3 protein-coding genes are annotated in these 4,013 nt (G+C 66.4%); all 3 read left to right on the plus strand.

Annotation, left to right across the window (positions count from 1 at the left end; genetic code table 11):
- Positions 1-143 precede the first annotated feature (143 nt).
- The 3 genes from Q7P21_RS19755 (at position 144) to Q7P21_RS19765 (ending at position 3,942) form a co-directional block, all read left to right on the plus strand.
- The gene (locus tag Q7P21_RS19755) at positions 144-2,453 is read left to right on the plus strand and encodes a TonB-dependent receptor (protein ID WP_304180011.1); all 2,310 of its coding nucleotides are present in this window, start codon (positions 144-146) and stop codon (positions 2,451-2,453) included.
- 27 nt (positions 2,454-2,480) lie between these two features.
- Entirely contained in the window at positions 2,481-3,188 is a 708-nt protein-coding gene (locus tag Q7P21_RS19760; RefSeq protein WP_304180015.1) for a phosphatase PAP2 family protein, read from the plus strand.
- Between the two features lie 76 nt (positions 3,189-3,264).
- On the plus strand, positions 3,265-3,942 hold the full coding sequence (locus Q7P21_RS19765) for a response regulator transcription factor (protein WP_304167847.1): 678 nt from the start codon (positions 3,265-3,267) through the stop codon (positions 3,940-3,942).
- The last annotated feature ends 71 nt before the right edge of the window (positions 3,943-4,013 follow it).

Genomic DNA, 4,013 nt, shown 5'->3' on the forward strand with positions numbered 1-4,013 from the left:
CCCAATCAAAACCAATAAATAAATCCGTCACTTAACCGTCGCCAAACCTTGGTTTGCCGCCGGCCTCGCCGCGCGCTTTCACCCCCGCAGCAAACGGAGCGCCGTGATCGGACAAATCCGACCGGCCTGTTGGGGAAAGCATCATGCGGTCACTTTCGGCGCGCGCGCGCATCACTACATCTGGCAAGGCTCGCTGGCTGACGGGCTCGGCCCTGGCCCTGTGCCTGGCCGCCCTGTCCGGCGGTGCGGCGGTCGCCGCTGACGCCGGGCCGGTGAAGATCGATCCGGAAAACCCCGACTATGGCGTCCGCGTGGGCGAGCTGGTGGTGACGGGCGTGGCGGGCGCCATCGCCGTCGCCCCCTCCAAGGCCTCGCTGGCCGCCACCGAGCCGCAGTCGATCATCGACCGCAAGACCATCGACCAGTTCGTCCCGGCCACCGGCGACTACAACCAGGTCATCAACCTGACCCCCAGCCTGTCGGGCGTGTCGTTCAGCGGCCCGGGCCTGGGCGAGTCCAAGACCGTGCTGCGCGGCTTCAAGGACGGCGAATACAACATCACCTATGACGGCATTCCGTGGGGTGACGCCAATGGCCCGACCCACCACTCGACCTCGTTCTTCCCGTCCTCGACGGTCGGCGCCGTGGTGGTGGATCGCGGCCCGGGCGAGGCCAGCCAGCTCGGCGTGGCCAGCTTCGGCGGCTCGGTGAACATGTTCTCGCCGGAGGTCAGCGACACGGCCGGCGGTTCGCAATCGGTGACGGCCGGGTCCTGGAACACCTGGATGGCGGTGACCAAGCTGTCCTCGGGCGAGATCGAACAGCTGAACGACACCAAGGTCCTGCTGAACCTGCAGGAGCTGAAGACCGACGGCGCGCTCACCTACAACAGCGCCAAGGCCTACAACCAGCTGATCCGCGCCGTGGTCCCGCTGGCCGGCAGCTGGAAGCTGACCCTGCTGGGAACCTGGAACTACACCCACGTCTATACGAACGACAGCGCCGGCGCGACGCTCACCCAGGTTGCCGCCTACGGCAAGAACTTCGCCCTGAACAACGATCCGAAGACGCCGAACTATTACAAGTACAACAGCGTCACCAAGCACACCTACTTCAACTATGCGCGGCTGACCGGAGACGTCACCGATAGCCTGAAGCTCGAGAACACCGTCTATTCCTATTACTATAAGAACGACACGGAATCGGCCCTGGACGCCACCCTGTCGCCGGCCGACATCGCCGCCAACAAGGGTCTGCAGATCACCTACACACCGGGCGGCAAGCCCACGGTGAATGGTCACGTGCCGGGCTACACCAAGCTGAACGTCTACAAGATCTATGGCGACATCCTGCACCTGAACCAGACCATGCCGTTCGGCGAGATCAAGGCCGGTCTGTGGTGGGAGAAGGCCGACACCGGCCCGCGCGGTCGCTGGGACTATGACGCCACGCTGGGCCACGGGGCGGCGGGCTGGACGCCCGACTACCGCCAGAAAGTGGTGGCCGGCGTGCCGCAGTACCTGGAATATCTGCAGTACTCAGGCTGGAACCAGTACGAGCCCTTCGTCGACGTGGTCTGGAACGTCACCGACAAGCTGACCCTCACGCCCGGCGTCAAATATGTCAGCGAGAAGCTCTCGGTCGACGCCGACGTGAACCAGAAGTCCCGGCTGCCCTATCACGGCGCCAAGACCTTCACGAAGACGCTCACCTTCCTGACCGCCAACTATAAGATCGCCGACAACATGTCGGCCTACGCCCAGTACGCCACGGGCTTCCTGCTGCCCGACATCTCGACCACCCAGGCGGTCAATCCCAATCTGAACGAGCTGCACCCGCAGGAATCCACCAACTATCAGGCCGGCGTCGTCTATCACGGCGGCAAGGTCACCTTCGACGCCGACGCCTACTATATCGACTTCACCAACAAGCTGCAGACCACCACGGTCGGCACGGAGACGGTGAACTTCAACCTCGGCGGGGCGACCTATAAGGGCATCGAGGGCGCGGTGACCTATGCCGCCCTCGACAACCTGTTCCTGTTCGCCAACGGCTCGCTCAACGAGGCCAAGGCCCAAGGCGCCTCGACCACCATTCTCGGCGTGCCCGTGACGATCGCCGGGGGCAAGCAGATCGCCGGCGCGCCCAAGTCCACCGCCGCCCTGGGCGGCCTCTATCGCAGCGAGGAGTGGTCGGTTTCCCTGGCCGACAAGTTCGTGGGCGAGCAGTGGGCGGCCGAGGGCGAGCCCTCCGCCTACCGGATCAAGCCCTATGCCTCGCTCGACCTGACCGTCGTCTACACCCTCGGCCGCTACCGGTTGGAGGCGGCGGTCTACAACCTGCTCGACAGCCAGCAGGCGACGACCATCAAGCCCGGCAAGACCGCCCCCTATGACCAGTACTATTTCCAGCCGGAGCGGAACGTCCAGGTCTCCGCCAAGGTCAATTTCTAAGCCTCGCCCCAGACAGGATCGCACCCCATGCGTCACTCAGTCCCTCTGCTGGCCAGCCTGCTGGCCTTGACCCTGGTCACCCCCGCCCTGGCCCAGGAGGCGCCTGCGCCCTCGATCCTGTCGCCGGCCGACGCGGACGCGGCGCGGCTCCTGCCGCCGCCGCCGGCGGAGGGATCGGCCGCGCAGAAGGCCGAACTCGCCGAACTGCACCGGATCCAGGACGCCCGCACCCCGGCCCAGCTCGCCCAGGCGAAATGGGACAATGACCATGAGGACCCCTCGGCCTTCACCCCGACCCTGGGGCCGAAGTTCGACATGGCCAGCCTGCCGGCCACGGCCAAGCTGCTGAAGATCGTCGATCACGAGCAGTCGGTGGCCAAGAAGCGCGCCAAGGTCACCTTCGCGCGCAATCGGCCCTGGGTCATTGATCCGACCCTGGTCGGCTGTGACCACGCGGACGACAAGCCCAGGTCCTCCTACCCCAGCGGCCACACCACCATGGGCTACGCCATGGCCGTGGTGCTGGCCGACCTGATGCCGGACAAGGCCCAGGCGGTGCTGGCGCGGGCCCAGGACTATGCCGAGGACCGGCTGGTCTGCGGGGTCCACTTCCGCAGCGACATCATCGCCGGACAGGCGCTCGGCACGGCCGTCGGGGTGCAACTGCTGCACGCCCCGGCCCTGCAGGACGATATCGAAGCCGCCCGCAAGGAGCTGGCGGCGGTCCAGTTCTGAAAGTCGTCGCCCAGGTTTGATGGAGCCCGGTTCGGCAGGGATTGGCGGGCTGGCCGGTTCAAGGCAGGTTCGCCCCATGAAGCTGCTGATCGTGGAGGATGACCGGGAGGCTGCGGCCTATCTGAAGCGGGCGCTGTCCGAGGCGGGCCACACCGTCGACTACGCCGCCGAAGGCCGCGATGGCCTGATGCTGGCCGCCGGCGAGACCTATGACGTCATCGTGCTCGACCGCATGTTGCCGCAGATCGACGGCCTGGCGATCCTGCGCACCATCCGCGCTTCGGGGGTGAAGACCCCGGTCCTGCTGTTGACCGCCCTGGGGGGCATAGACGACCGGGTCGAGGGACTTGAGGCTGGGGGCGACGACTATCTGGTCAAGCCCTTCGCCTTCGCCGAGCTGCTGGCCCGGGTCAACGCGCTCGCCCGCCGTCCGCCGCCGCTGGAGGTGCGCACCGAGCTTTCCGTGGCCGACCTGCGGCTCGACCTCCTGAGGCGGTCCGTGACCCGGGGCGGCCAGCGCATCGAGCTGCAGCCGCGTGAGTTCCAGCTGCTGGAATATCTGATGCGTCATGCCGGCCGGGTGGTCACCCGCACCATGCTGCTGGAGAGCGTCTGGGACTTCCACTTCGATCCCAAGACCAACATCGTCGAGACCCATATGAGCCGCCTGCGCGGCAAGGTGGATCGCGGCCACGGCCATGAGCTGATCCATACGGTGCGCGGGGCCGGCTATATCCTGCGCGAACCCGACTAGATGTTCCGCTCCACCAGCCTGCGCCTGGCCGCGCTCTACACCGCCGGCTTCGCGATCTCGGTGGTGCTGCT

The organism is Phenylobacterium aquaticum, assembly GCF_947378715.1.
Classification (GTDB): Bacteria; Pseudomonadota; Alphaproteobacteria; order Caulobacterales; family Caulobacteraceae; genus Phenylobacterium; species Phenylobacterium aquaticum_A.